This window comes from Streptomyces sp. NPDC059037 (assembly GCF_042740015.1).
In the GTDB taxonomy this organism is placed as follows: domain Bacteria; phylum Actinomycetota; class Actinomycetes; order Streptomycetales; family Streptomycetaceae; genus Streptomyces.
Genome location: NZ_JBHYIG010000230.1, coordinates 1 through 16,138, shown reverse-complemented (window position 1 = coordinate 16,138; position 16,138 = coordinate 1). Strand labels below are relative to the sequence as shown.

16 protein-coding genes are annotated in these 16,138 nt (G+C 70.7%); 1 reads left to right on the top strand and 15 read right to left on the bottom strand.

Annotation, left to right across the window (positions count from 1 at the left end; all coding sequences use genetic code 11):
- The 15 genes from nusB to ACFWY6_RS34105 all read right to left on the bottom strand — a co-directional run.
- The coding region (nusB, locus tag ACFWY6_RS34175; RefSeq protein ID WP_384698872.1) for a transcription antitermination factor NusB at nucleotides 1–474 on the bottom strand (474 nt) is incomplete at its 3' end.
- Between the two features lie 2 nt (nucleotides 475–476).
- Nucleotides 477–1,043: an elongation factor P gene (gene efp, locus ACFWY6_RS34170; RefSeq protein ID WP_266869015.1), complete on the bottom strand. Its 567-nt coding sequence runs from the start codon at nucleotides 1,041–1,043 to the stop codon at nucleotides 477–479.
- Nucleotides 1,044–1,102: 59 nt separating this feature from the next.
- Nucleotides 1,103–2,209, bottom strand: coding sequence for a M24 family metallopeptidase (locus tag ACFWY6_RS34165; RefSeq protein WP_384698868.1), 1,107 nt, complete (start codon nucleotides 2,207–2,209; stop codon nucleotides 1,103–1,105).
- A gap of 83 nt (nucleotides 2,210–2,292) precedes the next feature.
- A complete protein-coding gene (locus tag ACFWY6_RS34160) occupies nucleotides 2,293–2,742 on the bottom strand; it encodes an excalibur calcium-binding domain-containing protein (RefSeq protein ID WP_384698865.1) in 450 nt (149 codons plus the stop codon).
- Nucleotides 2,743–2,848: 106 nt separating this feature from the next.
- Complete coding sequence (locus tag ACFWY6_RS34155) at nucleotides 2,849–3,766, bottom strand: Pro-rich N-terminal domain-containing protein (protein WP_384698862.1); 918 nt, start codon at nucleotides 3,764–3,766, stop codon at nucleotides 2,849–2,851.
- A gap of 248 nt (nucleotides 3,767–4,014) precedes the next feature.
- On the bottom strand, nucleotides 4,015–5,118 hold the full coding sequence (aroB, locus tag ACFWY6_RS34150) for a 3-dehydroquinate synthase (RefSeq protein ID WP_384698860.1): 1,104 nt from the start codon (nucleotides 5,116–5,118) through the stop codon (nucleotides 4,015–4,017).
- Nucleotides 5,115–5,630: a shikimate kinase gene (locus ACFWY6_RS34145; protein WP_384698857.1), complete on the bottom strand. Its 516-nt coding sequence runs from the start codon at nucleotides 5,628–5,630 to the stop codon at nucleotides 5,115–5,117. The genes aroB and ACFWY6_RS34145 overlap by 4 nt, the downstream gene beginning before the upstream one ends.
- Nucleotides 5,627–6,811 (bottom strand): chorismate synthase, encoded by a 1,185-nt coding sequence (gene aroC, locus ACFWY6_RS34140; protein ID WP_384698854.1) that lies wholly within the window; start codon nucleotides 6,809–6,811, stop codon nucleotides 5,627–5,629. Before aroC ends, ACFWY6_RS34145 begins: the two co-directional genes overlap by 4 nt.
- 129 nt (nucleotides 6,812–6,940) lie before the next feature.
- Nucleotides 6,941–7,177: a hypothetical protein gene (locus ACFWY6_RS34135; protein ID WP_384698851.1), complete on the bottom strand. Its 237-nt coding sequence runs from the start codon at nucleotides 7,175–7,177 to the stop codon at nucleotides 6,941–6,943.
- A gap of 42 nt (nucleotides 7,178–7,219) precedes the next feature.
- Entirely contained in the window at nucleotides 7,220–8,047 is an 828-nt protein-coding gene (locus ACFWY6_RS34130) for a shikimate dehydrogenase (protein WP_384698848.1), read from the bottom strand.
- Nucleotides 8,047–9,741, bottom strand: coding sequence for an endolytic transglycosylase MltG (gene mltG, locus ACFWY6_RS34125; RefSeq protein ID WP_384698845.1), 1,695 nt, complete (start codon nucleotides 9,739–9,741; stop codon nucleotides 8,047–8,049). The genes ACFWY6_RS34130 and mltG overlap by 1 nt, the downstream gene beginning before the upstream one ends.
- A gap of 124 nt (nucleotides 9,742–9,865) precedes the next feature.
- On the bottom strand, nucleotides 9,866–10,330 hold the full coding sequence (gene ruvX, locus ACFWY6_RS34120; RefSeq protein ID WP_266869918.1) for a Holliday junction resolvase RuvX: 465 nt from the start codon (nucleotides 10,328–10,330) through the stop codon (nucleotides 9,866–9,868).
- Between the two features lie 20 nt (nucleotides 10,331–10,350).
- A complete protein-coding gene (gene alaS, locus ACFWY6_RS34115; protein WP_360771895.1) occupies nucleotides 10,351–13,020 on the bottom strand; it encodes an alanine--tRNA ligase in 2,670 nt (889 codons plus the stop codon).
- Nucleotides 13,020–13,367, bottom strand: coding sequence for a DUF6167 family protein (locus ACFWY6_RS34110; protein WP_384698841.1), 348 nt, complete (start codon nucleotides 13,365–13,367; stop codon nucleotides 13,020–13,022). Before ACFWY6_RS34110 ends, alaS begins: the two co-directional genes overlap by 1 nt.
- A gap of 7 nt (nucleotides 13,368–13,374) precedes the next feature.
- Nucleotides 13,375–13,824: a DUF948 domain-containing protein gene (locus ACFWY6_RS34105; protein WP_135330894.1), complete on the bottom strand. Its 450-nt coding sequence runs from the start codon at nucleotides 13,822–13,824 to the stop codon at nucleotides 13,375–13,377.
- A gap of 160 nt (nucleotides 13,825–13,984) precedes the next feature.
- Here ACFWY6_RS34105 and ACFWY6_RS34100 point away from each other — a divergent pair.
- Nucleotides 13,985–16,138: ATP-binding protein (locus tag ACFWY6_RS34100; protein ID WP_384698838.1), on the top strand; the 2,154-nt coding region annotated here is incomplete at its 3' end.

Below are 16,138 nucleotides of genomic sequence, written 5' to 3'. Positions count from 1 at the left end.
GCGTCGCTGCGGGCCCTCTGTACGGCCTGTGAGCTCAGGACACGACTCGTCGCGTCGCAGCCCCGGATTGAGGTCCTTGAAACGGCCGAGAAGGCCGTTGACGAAGGACGGCGAATCGTCCGTCGAGAACTCCTTGGCGAGCTGGACGGACTCGTCCAGGACCACCGCGTCGGGCGTCCCGTCCACCCAGATCAGCTCGTACGCGCCGAGCCGCAGGATGTTGCGGTCCACGACCGGCATCCGGTCGAGGGTCCACCCGACGGCGTACTGGGAGATCAGCTCGTCGATGTGGCGCGCGTGCTCCGCGTACCCCTCGACGAGCTCCATGGTGAACTCGCTCACCGGCGGCTGCCGGGTGTCGGACCGCGAGTGGCGCACCCAGTCCGCGAGGACCGTCACGACGTCGGCCCCCCGCTGGTCGGCCTCGAAGAGGATCTGGAAGGCGCGCTTGCGGGCCGTATTACGAGCAGCCACGGTTAGCTGTTCACCCGGCCGAGGTAGCTGCTGTCGCGGGTGTCGACCTTGATCTTCTCGCCGGTGGTGATGAAGAGCGGCACCTGGATCTGGTGGTCGGTCTCCAGCGTGGCGGGCTTGGTGCCGCCGGTGGAGCGGTCGCCCTGGACGCCGGGCTCGGTCTCCTTCACGACGAGCTCGACGGCGGCCGGCAGCTCGACGAAGAGCACCGCGCCCTCGTGCTGCGCGACGGTGGCGGTGAAGCCCTCGATCAGGAAGTTGGCGGCGTCACCGACGGCCTTGCGGTCGACGTGCAGCTGGTCGTAGGTCTCCATGTCCATGAAGACGAAGTAGTCGCCGTCCATGTACGAGAACTGCATGTCGCGCTTGTCGATCGTGGCCGTCTCGACCTTGACGCCGGCGTTGAAGGTCTTGTCGACGACCTTGCCGGACAGCACGTTCTTGAGCTTGGTGCGCACAAAGGCGGGGCCCTTGCCGGGCTTGACGTGCTGGAACTCGACGACGGACCAGAGCTGGCCCCCGTCGAGCTTGAGCACCAGGCCGTTCTTGAGGTCGTTCGTGGAAGCCACGGTTGCGGAATCTCCTGGACTGACGTGGACGACCCCGGGGCACGCGCAACAGCTGAAAGCTAGAGCGCGAGCAGTTCCTTGGTCGTAATGGTGAGTAGCTCGGGTCCGCCGTCCGCCTCGGGGCGCACGACGAGCGTGTCATCGATCCGGACACCACCCCGTCCCGGGAGGTGAACCCCCGGTTCGACGGTGACCGGCACGCAGACGTCCAGTTTACCCATGGCCGCGGGCGCCAACTGCGGGTCCTCGTCGATTTCGAGCCCCACCCCGTGTCCCATCAGCGGAGCAAGGCCGTCCGCATACCCCGCGGAGTCCAGTACGTGCCGTGCCGCGCGGTCGATGTCACGGTAGGCGGCACCCGGCCCGAGCGCCTCCCTGCCCGCCCGCTGAGCGGCGAAGACGAGGTCGTACAACTCGATCTGCCAGTCCGCGGGGGACGTACCGATGACGAACGTACGCCCGATCTCGCAACGGTAGCCGCCGTAGACCGCGCCCAGGCAGACGGAGAGGAAGTCGCCCTCCTCGACGCGCCGGTCGGAGGGGCGGTGGCCGCCGCGCCCGGAGTTGGGTCCGGTGCCGACGGAGGTCGCGAAGGCGGGCCCGTCCGCACCGTGGTCGACAAGTCGACGTTCCAGTTCCAGCGCGAGGTGCCGCTCGGTCCGCCCCACGAGAATCGACTCCAGGAGCTCGCTCAGCGCCTGGTCCGCGATCTCGGAGGCGATCCGCAGGCAGGAGATCTCCTCCTCGTCCTTGATCAGCCGCAGCTGCTCGACCGCTCCCCCGAGATCCGCGAGACGCAGCCGGGGCGCGACCGAACCCATCGCGCGATGCCGGGCGACCGTCAGGTGGTGCTCCTCCACGGCGAGCGTCTCGACGCCCTGCGCGGCCGCGAAATCGGCGCCCGCCACGGCGGGATCCCCATCGGGCCCGTCGAGCACCTGCACACGCAGCGCCTCATCGGGCCGCCCCGCACCCTGCTCGTCGCCGGGTGGCCACCCGCAGACCAGCAGATCCTCGCCCCTGCCCAGCAGAAGCACGGCCCCAAGGGGCGCCGCCCCCGCGAGATACCGCACGTTGGCGGGACGGGACACCAACGCCGACGCGCTGCCACCCGCGGCACAACGCTCCCTCAGCCGCTCACGGCGGGCCGCGTAGACCTCTGACATGGCACGAGCCTATGAGCCCAAGCCCCAACCGGCCCGGCCAGCGCGTCCGACCGGGCGGCGAGGACGCCGCCGAGAGCCGTCAGTCAGCTGTCACAGCCGATTCCGTCGCCGTCACGGTCGAGGTGACTGCCATACCCGGGTTCGCCGCGACGGACCGGAGCCGCGCCCGCAGCCCGCGCCTCCGCACAGTTCTCGTAGAACACGGAGCCGCCTCCGCCCGACCCGCCGTCACCGGAACCGTCGTCCTCGGTGGGCGCGGTAACCGTGACGGTCGACTTGACGGTCTTCGTCGCCCGCACCGTGACGGTCGCATCCGGCTCGGGTTCCGCCGATCTCGTCGTGGTCGCGGTGGCGGTGACGGTCGCGGTCGAGGTGGGCCCGGGCTTGGCCTCGTCGCCGGTGTCGCCTCCGGCCGCCCCCATGCCGATGCCCAGGAAGAGGGCTACGGCGATGACGGGGAGCACATATCGCTTGCGGGCCCACTTCGGTGCGGGGCGTGGGGACGCTGGTGGTCTGCCGTTCGGATCGGTCATGTCACGCCCCTAGGGCTCATTCCAGTGGCATGACCGTAGTGCTGTGCTCAGAGGCCGTGAAGGCCTGCCGAACCTGTGGTGGCCCAACCGTGACCAGGAGCCCGCGCTACCACTTCGGTGGGCTCGCGATCGAGCGGGCCAGGACGTCGTCCAGGACGCGGGCCGTTGCGGGGACGTCCAGTTGGGAGTTGTCGATGATCGGGAGGCCCGAGCCGTACCAGCCGGCCATGCGGCCGTGGATGCGGGCCACTTCCTCGTCGGTGAGGCGGCGGTTGCCGCTGCGCTCCGCGTTGCGCTCCAGGACGATCTCCAGGCCGGGGAGGAGGACGACGGGCAGCAGGCCGGGGCCCACGTGGCGCTTCCAGCCGCCGAGGCCGACGACCGGGCGGTCGGGGAAGACCGCGTCGTCGAGGATGCAGGAGATGCCGTTGGCCAGGAAGTTGCGCGCGGCGAAGCCGCAGGTGCGGCGGGCCAGGCGGTACTGGGCCTCCGAGTGGTCGTTCCAGCCCGACTGGGGGTCCGCGAAGCCCGAGCGCACCCATTCGCGTACGTCGTCGAGGCTGATGTGGGCCGTCGGCACGCGGCGGTGCTCGGCCCAGAACTTGGCGACGCTCGTCTTGCCCGCGCCCGCGGGGCCGATCAGGAGGACGGCGAGCGTGGTGGCGCCGGTGTCCGCCTGGGCCATGCCGGGCGGCGGGCTCGGCATGGCGACGGGGCCACCGGGCGGGAGCTGGATGTGTCCCGTCGTGTCCGGGGTCGGCGGCACGGGGGCGCCGGGGACGCCGGGGACGTGGTTGTGCTGGGGCTGCGGGACGCCCGGGCCCGCGTGCTGCGGCGCCGGGGCGTGCGGGTGCTGGGCCGTGCCCGGCGCGCCCGCGAAGCCCGGTGCGGGAGGCGGGGGGCCGCCCGGCGCGGCACCCGGCGGCGGACCGCTCGGGTGGTGTGCGGCCGGGGACCAGCCGGTGGCCGGTCCGTGCCCCGGCTGATGGGGCGGCGGCAGCGGAGATCCCACTGCGTGCTGCATCCGGTGCCACTCCGTCTCGTGCGACTGACGCTGGTCGGGCGGCGGCCGGGGCCACCCGTACCGAACGGTACCTTCCCCGGCCGACGTTGTGTGAACGGCCGGGGAAGCCGCAGGGTGCCCGTGGCTTGTTCTAGTGCGTCACACCGGTGATCCAGTGCGCCGCTCGGGCGCTCTACTTGGGGGAGCGGCCGGCCACGACACAGCCGCAGACGAGCGACGGCACCCTCGCGGCACTTCCCGCGGAGCGCTTAGTTCGCCACTTCGCCGTACGCGGCGAGCAGGACCGCCGGGTCGGGGCCCTCCAGGACGGTCGGCTTGCCGAGGCCGTCAAGGACGATGAACCGCAGCAGGTCACCGCGGGACTTCTTGTCGACCTTCATGGTCTCCAGGAGCTTGGGCCACTGGTCGTAGCGGTAGCTCAGCGGCAGCCCGACCGACTCAAGGACGGTGCGGTGCCGGTCGGCGGTCGCGTCGTCCAGGCGTCCGGCCAGGCGGCCGAGTTCGGCCGCGAAGGCCATGCCCACGGAGACGGCGGCGCCGTGCCGCCACTTGTAGCGCTCGTTCTTCTCGATGGCGTGGGCGAGGGTGTGCCCGTAGTTGAGGATCTCGCGCAGGCCGGCCTCCTTGAGGTCGCCGGAGACGACCTCGGCCTTGACCTTGATGGAGCGCTCGATCAGCTCGGCGGTGTGCGGGCCCTGCGGGCTGCGCGCCGCCTGAGGGTCCTCCTCGATCAGTTCGAGGATCGTCGGGTCGGCGATGAAGCCGGCCTTGATGATCTCCGCGAGCCCGGACACGAAGTCGTTGACCGGCAGCGAGTCAAGGGCGGCCAGGTCGCAGAGCACACCCGCCGGCGGGTGGAACGACCCGACCAGGTTCTTGCCCTCGGCCGTGTTGATGCCGGTCTTGCCGCCGACCGCCGCGTCCACCATGCCGAGCACGGTCGTCGGTACGGCGATCCAGCGCACCCCGCGCAGCCACGTCGCGGCCACGAACCCGGCGAGGTCGGTGGTGGCGCCGCCGCCGACGCCGATGATGATGTCGCTGCGGGTGAAGCCGGACTGGCCAAGGGCCTTCCAGCAGTACGCGGCGACCTCGGCGGTCTTGGCCTCCTCGGCGTTCGGCACCTGGATCGCGACGACCTCGTACCCCTGGTCCGCCAGGTCCTGGCGGAGCGCGTCACCGGTCTCGGCGAGCGCCTCGGGGTGGATGATCGCGACGCGCTTGGTCTGCTCGCCGATCAGGCCGGGCAGCTCACCGAGGAGCTGCCGCCCGACGAGCACCTCGTACGGCTCGGTGCCCGCGGTGCCGCCGACCTGGATACGGGTGGGCGCCTGCCCCGAAATCTCCGTCATGCTTCCTTCAACTCCAGTGCGTCGAGGACCGCTTGGGCGACCTCTTCGGGGGTGCGGTCGTCGGTGGCGACGACGGCGCGGGCCACTTCGGCGTACAAGTGGCGGCGGGCGTCCATGAGTTCGCGCCACTGCTTGCGCGGGTTGACCGCGAGCAGCGGCCGCGCGACGTTCAGACCGGTGCGCTTGACCGCCTCCTCGACGTCCATCGAGAGATAGACGACGGGCTGCGACGCGAGCAGCGCCCGGGTCGACTCGTCGAGGATCGCGCCGCCGCCGAGGGCGAGGATCCCCTCGTGCTCGGCGAGCGCGGCACGCACGGCATCCCGCTCGACCTCACGGAAGTACGGCTCACCCTCGTCCACGAAGATGTCCGCGATCTCCCGGCCCTGCGCGGCCACGATGTCGGCGTCGGTGTCGCGGTAGGCGGTGCCAAGGCGTTCGGCGAGCAGCGCGCCCACCGTCGACTTGCCCACGCCCATGGGCCCGACCAGAACGATCTGCGGGCCGGTCACCGGATCTGGAGGTTGTCGAGGTACGACGTCACGTTCCGCCGGGTCTCGGGCACGCTGTCGCCGCCGAACTTCTCGGCGACGGCGTCGGCCAGGACGAGCGCGACCATCGCCTCGGCGACGATGCCTGCCGCGGGAACGGCACACACGTCGGAGCGCTGGTGGTGCGCCTTGGTGGCCTCGCCGGTGGCGACGTCGACGGTGGCGAGCGCGCGCGGCACGGTCGCGATGGGCTTCATCGCGGCGCGTACGCGCAGCAGTTCACCGGTGGTCAGACCGCCCTCGGTGCCGCCGGAGCGGCCGGAGGTGCGCTTGATGCCGTCCTCGGTGGAGATGATCTCGTCGTGCGCCTTGGAGCCGGGCACGCGCGCGAGCTCGAAGCCGTCGCCGACCTCGACGCCCTTGATGGCCTGGATGCCCATGAGCGCGGCGGCGAGCCGCGCGTCGAGCCGGCGGTCCCAGTGCACGTGCGAGCCGAGCCCGACGGGCACGCCGTACGCGAGCACCTCGACGACGCCGCCCAGGGTGTCGCCGTCCTTGTGGGCCTGGTCGATCTCGGCGACCATCGCCTTCGACGCGTCGGCGTCGAGGCAGCGCACCGGGTCGGCGTCGAGCTTCTCGACGTCGGCGGGGGTCGGGTAGACGCCGTAGGGGGCCTTGGCGCTCGCCAGCTCGGTCACATGGCTGACGATCTCGATCCCGGCCGTCTCCTTCAGGTACGAGCGGGCCACCGCGCCGAGCGCGACGCGGGCCGCGGTCTCGCGGGCGGAGGCGCGCTCCAGGATCGGGCGGGCCTCGTCGAAGCCGTACTTCTGCATGCCCGCGAGGTCGGCGTGGCCGGGCCGGGGGCGGGTCAGCGGCGCGTTGCGGGCGAGGTCGGCGAGGATCTCCGGGTCGACCGGGTCGGCGGCCATGACCTGTTCCCACTTGGGCCACTCGGTGTTGCCCACCATGATCGCGATCGGCGAGCCCATGGTCAGGCCGTGCCGGACGCCGCCCAGGAAGGTGACCTCGTCGCGCTCGAACTTCATGCGCGCACCGCGCCCATAGCCGAGGCGCCGCCGGGCCAGGTGGTCAGCCACCATCTCCGTGGTGATCGGCACGCCGGCGGGAAGACCCTCCAGCGTCGCCACAAGTGCGGGTCCGTGGGACTCGCCCGCGGTCAGCCAACGCAACCTGCTCAACGGTGCTCCTCATGCTCGCGCCTGGAACTGCGTGGCGCGGCCGGGTGCGCGGCCCTGGCCCGCCACGTCTGATCCTCCCACGCCGGGGCCCGGGACCCGGCCCCCGGTCCACCAGCCGGACGACGCCGCTCAGTCCTCGGCCTCCGCGGCAGCCGCCCCGGGCCCGGCGTTCGCCCTCGCGCGCCGGACGGCCCACACGGTGACGGCGGCGGCCATAACCAGGCCGAAGATGGTCAACTGCAGCCAGACCGGCAGGAACCGCAGCAACAGGAACCGGGCCAGGAACTGGATCACCAGCTCGAACACGTCCCACCGGCCCGAGGCCAGAGTCACCCCGCTGCCGACCGCGGACACAACACTCTCCATCGACGACGCACTCCCCCTGATCGCTGCCGAACAGAGTGGATCTTAACGTCCGTCGAGCGCGTGTTCCCCGGCCTTCCGCATCACGTCGAGCGGCGCGGGAGCCCGCCCCGTCATCTGCTCGACCTGCAGCACCGCCTGGTGCACAAGGAGGTCGAGGCCGCTGACGACCGCACCGCCGTACCCCGACCAGCGGGCCGCGAGCGCGGTGGGCCATGGGTCGTACAGCACGTCGAAGAGGGTGGCGGGCCGCTCGGGCACGGCCTTCGAGAGCGCGTCGGTCGTGCCCGCCGGAGTCGTGGCGATCACCAGGGGCGCGCTCAGCGCACGCTCGGCGTCCGCCCAGTCCGCCGTCCGCACCTCCACGTCGAGCCGCTCGCCCCACTGCCGCATCTCGGCGGCGCGCGCCTCACTGCGTACGTACGCGACGACCTCGCCCGTGCAGATCCGCGCGAGCGCGGCAAGCGCGGACGACGCGGTGGCGCCCGCGCCGAGGATCGCCGCGGACTCGACCTGCTCGATACCGCGCTCACGCAGGGCGGCGACGATGCCGGGGATGTCGGTGTTGTCCCCGAGGCGTCGGCCGTCATCCGTGCAGACGACCGTGTTGACCGCCTCGACGGAGGCCGCGGTCTCACTGATCTCGTCGAGCAGCGGGATCACGGCGCGCTTGAGCGGCATCGTCAGGGAAAGCCCGGCCCACTCGGGGCCGAGTCCGGCGACGAAACCGGGCAGCGCCGCCTCGTCGACGTCGAACAGGTCGTACGTCCAGCCGGCCAGACCCAGCTCCCCGTATGCGGCGCGGTGCAGCACCGGGGAGAGGGAATGGGCGATGGGGGAGCCGAGAACGGCGGCTCGACGCTGAGTACTCATCACCCGGAGTTCTTCTTCTGTTCCTCGATGTACTTCTGACGGTTGCGCTCGTGCTGCTCATTCGTCTCGGCGAACAGCGTTTCGTCCGCGTTGATCGAGACGAAGTAGTACCAATTCCCCTTGGCCGGGTTGAGCGCGGACTTGAGCGCCACATCGCCGGGGTTCCCGATCGGCCCGGGGGGCAGGCCCTTGATCTTGTAGGTGTTGTACGGGTCGTTGAACTTGCGCAGATCGTCGACCGTGCCGGTGTCCAGCGTGCTCTCGGCCTTGGCGTAGTTCACCGTCGAGTCGAAGTCGAGGAGCCCGTACGTCTCGGTGTTGTCCGGCTTGAGGCGGTTGTAGACGACCGTCGCGACCTTCACGAAGTCGCGCTTGTACTTGCCTTCGGCCTGGACCAGGCTCGCCACCGTCAGGACCTGGAGCGGGTCCTTCAGGTTCAGCTCGTCGGCCTTCGACTTGAGGCCCAACTCGTCGTACTTCACGCTGGCTTGGGCGACCATCTTCTTGAGGACGTCCTGCGGCTTCTGCCCCTTGGCGACCGGATAGCTGGACGGGTACAGGAAGCCTTCGAGCGGGTCCTTGATGTCCTTGTTCGTGTTCGCCCAGTCCGGAAGGCCGAGGCTCTTCCATTCCTTCTTGGCGACCTTCTCGGTGCTGCCCTTGTCGAGTTCGAGACGCGTGTCGATCTCCTTGTAGACCCACGAGTTCCGCTTGCCCTCGGGAATGATGAGGTTATTGCGGCTCGTCGGGCTCAGCATCAATTCGACGGCACTCTTCGCCGACATTTCCTTCTTCAGGACATAGACACCGGCCTGAATGGATTCGCCCTTGGGATTCTGCGCCTGCGCGGAGACAAAGGCGTCCACGCTCTTGACGACCCCGGCGTCCTTCAGCTTCTGGCCGATGACATAACCGCCGGAACCCTTGGGGATGTCCACGGTGGCGGTTCCGGTTCCCTCGCCCGCGTAATCCGGCGACGTACCGAATCGGTCCTGATAAAACTGGTAGCCGAAATAGCCGACCCCGCCCAGACCACCGGCGAAGACCAGTGTCACGACCAGGCAGGCGCAACCGCTGCGGCGCTTCTTCGGTTTCTTGCCGCCCCGGCCGCCGCGACGGTCCCCGCGGCCGCCCTTGCGGCCCGGCTCGTCGTCGTAGTCGTCGTCATCGTCGTCGGCGCCCGAGAAGAAGGCGTGCTCGCCCTGGTCGGGGCCCGGATCCCAGTCCGGCTCCGGCTCCGGCTCGGGGGCCGGGCGGCGGCGGTGCGGCGGCTCCGGCGGCGGGTACGCGTCGGGGGTGCCGTAGTAGTCGGCGCTCTCCCCGGCGTAGCCGGCCGGCTGACCGCCGTAGGGGTCCACCGGGTCGCCGCCGTAAGGGACCTGGCCCTGCTGGCCGGTGTCCCAGCCGCCGTTGTACTGCTGCTGTGCGCCAGTGCCGTCGTACTGCTGATGCGCACCGGTGCCGTCGTACTGCTGCTGACCGTAGGCCTGCTGCTGGCCCGTGCTCCAGTCGTCGTACTGGGACTGCTGGGGGTGCTGCTGAGGATGATGCGGCTGCTGCGGGTGGTACTGCCCCTGGCCGCCGTAGGTGGACGGGCCGCCCGCGGGCGCCTGTCCTCCCCATCCGCCGTCCCCGTACAACGGGTCCTCGGGATGCCACGGTTCGGAGCCTGGGCCCCGGCCATACTCAGTCATCGATCCCCTACATGCCGCGAGGCGGGGCCGCCGACTGGATAGGAGGGCAACCGATCCGCCTCTTGATGCTGTGCGGCAGCTGTTCGAACGCCGCCGCATCGCGCGGAACGTTACCGTATCGCGATCAGATGACCACTTCGACGCCCTCGCCCGGAGCTTTACCTGACGCCCGTTCGGACTCCAGGGCCTGCTGAAGGATGATGACGGCGGCCGCCTGATCGATGACAGACCTGCCCTTTTTGGACTTCACGCCCGAGGCACGCAGGCCCTGACTCGCCGTCACTGTGGTCATCCTCTCGTCCAGGAGGCGCACCGGTACGGGTGCCACCATGCGGGCGAGGTCCTGGGTGAAGGCGCGGACCTTGACGGCCGCCGGGCCCTCGCCCCCCTTGAGGGAGCGAGGGAGGCCGACGACGATCTCGATCGGCTCGTACTCGTCGACGAGCTGCTTCAACCGGCGCTGGGCGGCCGGGACATCGCGTCCCGGCACGGTCTCCACCGGAGTGGCGAGGATCCCGTCGGGGTCGCACGATGCGACCCCGATACGGGCATCGCCGACGTCGATCGCGAGGCGTCGGCCCCGGCGCATGCCCCCTGCGGAATCGGACATCAGGCCGTCTCGGTGACGAGGCGCTCGACGGCGGCCATGGCGTCGCCGATGGCGGCCGGGTTCTGGCCACCGCCCTGCGCGACGTCCGGCTTGCCGCCGCCACCGCCGCCGAGGGTCTTGGCGGCCGTACGGACCAGGTCGCCGGCCTTGAGACCGCGCTCGCGGGCGGCCTCGTTGGTGGCGATGACCGTCAGCGGGCGGCCGTTGGCCGTGGTGAAGAGGGCGACCACGGCCGGGCGGTCGCCCGGGATGCGGCCGCGTACGTCGAGGACCAGCTTGCGCAGGTCGTCGGCGCCCGTGCCGTCCGGCACCTGCCCGGTGACGAGCGCGACGCCGCGTACGTCCTTGGCGGAGTCGACGAGACCGGCGGCGGCCGCGAGGACCTTCTCCGCGCGGAACTTCTCGATCTCCTTCTCGGCGTCCTTCAGCTTGCCGAGCATGGCGGAGATCTTCTCGGGCAGCTCCTCGGCGCGGCCCTTGACCAGCTCCTGGAGCTGGGCGACGACCGTGTGCTCCTTGGCCAGGAAGTTGTACGCGTCGACGCCGACCAGGGCCTCGATGCGGCGCACGCCCGAACCGATGGACGATTCGCCGAGCAGCTTCACCAGACCCAGCTGGGCGGTGTTGTGGACGTGCGTGCCGCCGCACAGCTCCTTGGAGAAGTCGCCGATCGTGACGACGCGCACGCGCTCGCCGTACTTCTCGCCGAACTCGGCGATGGCGCCCTGCTTCTTGGCGTCGTCGATCGACATGACCTCGGCCTGCACGTCGAGTTCACGCGAAAGCACTTCGTTGATCTTCTGCTCGACGTCCGTCATGACCACAGTGGGTACGGCGGACGGGGAGCCGAAGTCGAAGCGGAAGCGGCCGGGCTGGTTCTCGGAGCCGGCCTGGGCGGCCGTGGGGCCGAGCGCGTCGCGCAGCGCCTGGTGCGTGAGGTGCGTGGCGGAGTGGGCGCGGGCGATGGCATTGCGGCGGTGCTTGTCGATCGAGGCCCAGACCTGGTCGCCGACGGTGATCTCGCCGACCTGGACGACACCCTTGTGGACATGCACGCCGGGGACCGGCTTCTGTACGTCACGGATCTCGACGACGGCGCCGTTGTCGAGCCGGATGCGGCCGGAGTCGGCGATCTGGCCGCCGCCCTCGGCGTAGAAGGGGGTGCGGTCGAGGACGACCTCGACCTCGTCGCCCTCACGGGCGGCCGGGGACGAGAGGCCGTCGACGAGGAGGCCCACGATCACGGCCTCGTTCTCCGTGAGGGTGTAGCCGGTGAAGTCCGTGGCGCCGGAGGCGTCGGCGATCTCGCGGTAGGCGCCGAGGTCGGCGTGGCCGGTCTTCTTGGCCTGGGCGTCGGCCTTGGCGCGCTCCCGCTGCTCCTTCATCAGGCGCCGGAAGCCGTCCTCGTCCACGGAGAGGCCCTGTTCGGCGGCCATCTCCAGGGTGAGGTCGATCGGGAAGCCCCACGTGTCGTGCAGCAGGAACGCCTTGTCGCCGGAGAGGACCTTGCCGCCGGCGGCCTTGGTCTCGGTGACGGCCGTGTCGAGGATGTTCGTGCCGCCCTTGAGGGCCTTGAGGAAGGCGGCCTCTTCGGCGAGGGCGACGGTCTCGATGCGCTTGCGGTCGGTCTGGAGCTCGGGGTACTGCTCGCCCATCGACTTGATGACCGTGTCGACGAGCTCCGCGACCACCGGGCCCGTGGCGCCCATGAGCCGCATGTTGCGGATGGCGCGGCGCATGATGCGGCGCAGCACATAGCCGCGGCCCTCGTTGCCGGGCGTCACGCCGTCGCCGATGAGCATCACGGACGTACGCATGTGGTCGGCGACGACGCGCAGGGAGACGTCCGAGCCCTGGTCGGCGCCGTAGCGGACGCCGGTCAGCTCGGTGGCCTTGTCCATCACGACGCGCAGGGTGTCGGTCTCGTACATGTTCCGCACGCCCTGCAGGATCATGGCGAGACGTTCGAGGCCGAGGCCGGTGTCGATGTTCTTGCTGGGCAGCTCGCCGAGGATCTCGAAGTCCTCCTTCGAGGTGCCCTCGCCGCGCTCGTACTGCATGAAGACCAGGTTCCAGATCTCCACGTAGCGCTCGTCGTTGACGGCCGGGCCGCCCTCGACGCCGAACTCGGGGCCGCGGTCGTAGTTGATCTCGGAGCAGGGGCCACAGGGTCCGGGGACGCCCATGGACCAGTAGTTGTCCTTCTTGCCCAGGCGCTGGATGCGCTCGGCGGGGACGCCGACCTTCTCGCGCCAGATCGTCTCGGCCTCGTCGTCGTCCAGGTAGACCGTCACCCAGAGGCGCTCGGGGTCAAGGCCGTAGCCACCGTCCGCCACGGAGCTGGTGAGCAGCTCCCAGGCGTACTTGATGGCGCCTTCCTTGAAGTAGTCGCCGAAGGAGAAGTTGCCGCACATCTGGAAGAACGTGCCGTGCCGGGTGGTCTTGCCGACCTCTTCGATGTCCGGCGTACGCACGCACTTCTGCACGCTCGTGGCGCGCGAGAACTGCGGCTTGACCTCACCCAGGAAGTAGGGCTTGAAGGGCACCATGCCGGCCGGGACGAGGAGCAGAGTCGGGTCGTCCGCGATGAGCGACGCCGAAGGGACGACGGTGTGCCCGCGCTCCTCGAAGAAGCTCAGCCAGCGGCGACGAATTTCTGCCGACTCCATCAGTGGTCCTCATTCCGGTTGTACGAGAACTTCGTGTTCTCGAGGTACTTCGTTTTGTTCTTGTCGCTGTGGTTCTCGATGACCGCGAAGCGCCGCTGCGCGGGGAGTTCGGCGTCGGGGTGGTGGTTCAGGCCCAGCGCCTCGCCGAGTTCGGACTCGCGCTCGACCATGCCGTCCCGGACGTCGAGTGCGAAGTCCTTCAGGCGGTGACCGGCGTCGATCGCCTTGTTCGCGGCCTGCGCGGCGAGGCTCTCGGGAGTCAGCTTCTTGAGCTTGCGGTTGACCTTGGTGGTGGCCCACACACCGGCAGCGGCGCCCGCGGTGAACCAGAACGTACGGCGGAACATCGCTGCGTCAGTCCTTCTTCCGCTTGCCCCGTCGCCGCGCGGAGGGCACCGTGCGCCCCACGATCACGGTACGTCGGGCGGGCGCCGGGGGCACATTGTTTGATTCGGGTCCTGCCTTGCGGCCCAGGGCCCTGCGCACCCCGTAGCCGAACGCCGCGACCTTGACGAGGGGCCCGCCGAAGGTGGAGGCCACCGTCGTGGAGAGCGCGGACGCGTTCGACGTCACTTCCTGCACGTCGGACGCGATGGCGTCGACCCGGTCGATCTGGGTCTGCGCGGAGCGTACGGCGGTGGAGGCGTCCGCGAGGAGCGGGACGGCCTGCTCGGTCACTTCCGCGACGAGCTTGGTGGTCGCCCTGAGCGTCTGGGCCAGCCTCACCAGCACCACGGCGAGGAAGGAGACCAGGATCGCCCAGAAGACGGCCACGAGAATCCCGGCCACCTCTCCACCGGACACTGTGCACCGCTCCCTGAACATCGGCCCTGAACATCAAAAAGTTGTCCCCCGACCCTATCGCGCCGGGGCGACGGCTCCGCACCGCATTACCGCGTACGGTCAAGGGAGTTGCGCGAACTGATTGTACCGACTGCTTACGGATGAGTACGCTCCGTATCTCATGCGACGCGATCAGCGCCCAGTCGACCGCCGGGACGTTTCCCCTGCCGCCGCGGCGCGCACCGGCAACCTCCCTCTGGAGCTCAACGCCTTCATCGGCCGGTCGGCCGAACTCACCGATCTCGCCTCGGCGTTGGCGGCCGGACGCCTGGTGACGGTGACCGGCGTCGGCGGTGTCGGCAAGTCGCGGCTCGCCGCCCGAGCCGCCGCGGACGCCGGGCCGCGCGACGGCTCCTGGCTGGTGGAGCTCGCCGCCGTACGCGACCCGGATCTGGTGGAGCACGCGGTCGCCGACGCGCTGCGGCTCACGGACCACACGCACCGGCCGCCCCGCCAGGTGCTGCTCGACCATCTCGCGGAGCGGGACGTCCTGCTCGTCATCGACGGGTTCGAGCACCTGGTGGACGCCTGCGCCTCGCTGGTGCGGGATCTGCTGGTGCGCTCCCCCGGGCTTCGGGTCCTCGCGGTGGGGCGCCGGCCCCTGGACACCGGCGGCGAGCGGATCTTCCCGCTGGCGCCGCTGCCCACCGCGGACGCGGCCGCGCTCTTCGCCGACCGGGCAGCCGCGGGCCTCGCCGGCTTCACCCTGGACGAGGAGAACGGCGACGACGTGGCCGAGCTGTGCCGCCGCCTCGACGGGATCCCGCTGGCCGTCGAGCTGGCGGCCGGGCGGCTGCGGTCACTGTCGCCGGCGCAGCTGCTCGACCGGCTCGACGACCGGTTCGGGCTCCTGACGGGGACCCGGCGGGACGCACCACCGCGGCACCAGACCCTGCGTACGGCCATCGGCTGGAGCCATGAGCTGTGCACGGCCGACGAACGGCTGCTGTGGTCGCGGCTCTCGGTGTTCTGCGGCCCCTTCGACCTGGAGGCGGCCGAGTACATCTGCAGCGGCGACGGGCTGCGCTCCGACGACGTCCTGGACGTGCTCGGCGAACTGCTCGCGCAGTCCGTGGTGACCCGCGAGGAAGGACCTGCGGGTGTGCGCTACCGCATGCTCGACACGGTCCGGGCGTACGGCGCCGACTGGCTGGCGGCGACGGGTGACGACGCCCGGATGCGGCGCCGCCACCGCGACTGGTACATGGGGCTCGCCACCTGGTGCGAGCTGGACTGGTTCTCGCCCCGGCAGGCGCGGGTCGCCGCGCTCGTCGACTGCGAACTGCCCAATCTACGGGGCGCGTTGGAGTACTGCCTGACCGAGCCGGACGAGACGCATCTGGGTCAGTACCTGGCGGGCAGCCTGTGGTTCTACTGGGTCGGCTGCGGGCGCCTCGCGGAGGGCAGGCACTGGCTGGACCGCGCCCTTGAGCTGGACGGCGGCCATGACGACTCCCGGCTGAAGGCGCTGTGGGTCCTTGGCTATGTGGCGGTCCTGCAGGGCGACACGGTCGCCGCGCTCGCCGCGCTGCAGGAGTGCAGGGACGGGGCGGAACGTACCGGCAGCGCCGTCGCCGCCGCGTACGCCGTGCACCGCATCGGGTGCCTCGCGCTGCTCGGCGACGACATGCCGCGCGCGGAAACCTTGCTGCGCTCGGCCCTCGACCAGTACCACGCGATCGGCGAGCTGAACAGCAATGTCCTGATGGGCCAGGTCGAGCTGGCGATGGTGCTGGCCTTCCGGGGCGAGCTGGCCGACGCGGTCGACCTGTGCGAGGACGTACGCCAGGTCTGCGAGGACCACGGCGAGCGCTGGACTCTCGCGTACGCCCTGTACGTCCTCGGCTTCGCGGCCTGGACGCGCGGCGAGGCGGCCACCGCCCGTGACCTGGTGAAGCGGTGCCTGGCCCTGGACCACTCCTTCCACGATCTGCTGGGCACGGTGCTCGCGATCGAGCTGCTCGCCCTGTTCACCGTGGCGGACGGCGATCCCGCCGAGGCGGCGGTGCTGCAGGGTGCCGCGTCCCGCATCTGGCCTTCGGTGGGCCAGCCGCTGTTCGGCTCCGAGTACTTCGGCGGGCCGCATGTGCTGTGCGAGTCGCAGGCCAGGGAGCAGCTGGGCGACGCGCGCTACGAGGAGTGCAGGGACGCCGGGGCGCGGCTCACGCCCGACGCGGCGGTGGCGCGGGCCCTCGGCAGCGGCCCCGAGCACGCAAAAACCCGTCGCCCGGCCGCGGCCCCCCGCGCGGGCGTGGACACCCGGCCCAGCGGCGTC